Here is a 1598-nt window from a genome sequence, read left to right on the forward strand (position 1 = left end):
AGCCTCGGCTACGTCGACGCCCTCGAGGCGGAGTTCGACGACCCCGTCGCCCACTTCGAGGAGGAGTGCAGGCGCATGACCGAGGAGGCCGCCAGGGCGCAGGCGCCCGTGACCGTGGAGTTCTCGGCGGCCAGGAAGATCGACAAGCGCTCGGAGGGCCGCGTGGAGCTCGGGGCCGCGGTGCCCTCCGCCTACCTCCACCGCGACCTGGGCGTGTGGTCGTTCTTCGAGCGCAAGCGCACCTCGCGCGGGTTCTCCTACGACCCCTGCCGGATCCTGGAGCTGCTCGTGTGGGACCGCATAGCGCACCCCTCCTCCAAGTTCGCCGCCTGGCAGGCCAGGGGGAGGTTCCCCCGCAAGTGCGGCTTCACGGCCGACGACGTCTACCGCTGCCTGACCTACCTGGACGGCAACGCCGACGCGCTCGTGAGCTCGATGAACGCGTCGCTGGAGGAGTCGCGCGGGCCGCGCGACGCGTCGTGCCTGTACTACGACGTCACCAACTACTACTTCGAGTGCGACGAGGAGGACGGCTTCAGGATGCGCGGCGTCTCCAAGGAGCACAGGCCCAGCCCGATCGTGCAGATGGGGCTGTTCCTGGACTCCGACGGCCTGCCACTGGGCTACGAGCTCTTCCCCGGCAACCGCAACGACATGACCACGCTGCTGCCGGCCATGTCCAAGGCGGGCGTGCGCGACCTGCCCTGGGGCGAGCGGGTGGTGGTCGTGGCCGACAAGGGCCTCAACACCTCCGCGAACATCGCCGCGTGCGTGCTCGACGGCAACGGCTACATCTTCTCGCAGTCCGTGCGCAAGGCGACCAAGGGGCTCAAGTCGTGGGTGCTCGACGACGCTGGCTACGAGGAGAGCGCCTCCGGCTCCTTCAAGATCAAGAGCCGCATCTCGGAGAAGGCGGTCTACGTCGCGGGCGAGGACGGGAAGAAGCGCAGGGTCACGGTGCCGGTGAAGGAGGTGGCCTTCTGGTCGCGAGACTACTTCGAGCGCAGCCGCCGCGAGCGCGCCAAGGTCGTCGAGAAGTCCAGGGCCGCCGTGGCCCGCGGCGACCTGTCGTCGGCGGCGGCGAAGACGTCCGTGCGCTACGCGAAGGACGTGCCCGTCGTGCGCGAGACCGGCGAGGCCGCCTCCCACAACTGGGTGGTCGACGAGGAGAGGATCGCCGCCGACGAGGCCATGGACGGCTACTACTGCATCGTCACCTCCGAGCAGGAGATGGACGACCGCGACGTCATCGACGCCTACCGCGGGCTCTGGAGGATAGAGGAGTCCTTCCGGGTGATGAAGGGCGACCTCGGCGCGCGCCCGGTCTACTGCTCCACCGAGTCCCACATACGCGCACACTTCCTCGTCTGCTACGTGGCGCTGCTCGCCATGCGGCTCATGCAGCTCGACACCGGGCGCAAATACTCCGCCTCGGAGATATCGGAGGCTCTCGCCGGCGTGACGGGCCATCTCATGGACCGCAACCTCTACCTGTTCGACTACCGGACCGACCTCACCGACGAGCTCGCGGGAGCCGTCGGGATCGACCTGTCGCGCCAGGTGCTCACCCGCGGGCAGATCCGATCCATCATGGCGGA

The 1598-nt window shown here is 68.6% G+C and carries 1 protein-coding gene; it reads left to right on the top strand.

Annotated features, from left to right (window positions below; genetic code table 11):
* The coding region (locus F8C90_RS10715; RefSeq protein ID WP_158050491.1) for an IS1634 family transposase at positions 1-1598 on the top strand (1598 nt) is incomplete at both ends.

Origin of the sequence: Ellagibacter isourolithinifaciens (assembly GCF_008831035.1) — a bacterium.
Lineage (GTDB): Bacteria > Actinomycetota > Coriobacteriia > Coriobacteriales > Eggerthellaceae > Ellagibacter > Ellagibacter isourolithinifaciens.